The organism is Thermococcus sp. ES12, from assembly GCF_012027515.1.
GTDB classification, from domain to species: domain Archaea; phylum Methanobacteriota_B; class Thermococci; order Thermococcales; family Thermococcaceae; genus Thermococcus; species Thermococcus barossii.
Genome location: NZ_SNUP01000053.1, coordinates 1 through 467, shown reverse-complemented (window position 1 = coordinate 467; position 467 = coordinate 1). Strand labels below are relative to the sequence as shown.

At 40.7% G+C, this 467-nt stretch carries 1 protein-coding gene; it reads left to right on the top strand.

Features of this window, described 5'->3' with window-relative positions:
- The coding region (locus E3E37_RS10980; RefSeq protein WP_167717375.1) for a mechanosensitive ion channel family protein at nucleotides 1–467 on the top strand (467 nt) is incomplete at both ends.

Genomic DNA, 467 nt, shown 5'->3' with positions numbered 1-467 from the left:
ATGGTTGCTGGAGGAATAACTGGTATAGTCTTGGGTTTTTCTGCTCAAACTGTAATAGCAAACTTCATCTCCGGCATATTTATGTACTTTGATAAACCATTGAAGATAGGTGATCCTGTTGAAGTTGCTGGCTATTCTGGAGTTGTCAATGACATAAGGATTCTCTCTACGAGGATAAGGACTTGGGACGGAACTTTAGTCAGAATTCCAAATGAGAAAATATTTAACAGTGAGATAAGGAATCTACAGAAATATCCAGCGAGAAGGGTTGACGTGCTCATAGGAATAGCGTACAAAGAGGATATAAGCAGAGCTATTGAAGTTATAAAGAAAACTCTAGAGGAGATGCCCCTTGTTCTGGCTGAACCAGAGCCAGCAGTGTATGTTAATGAGCTAGCAGAAAGCAGCGTTAACATATATGTCAAAGCATGGGCTCCAAGTGAGAAGTGGTTTGACGTGAGAAGTAC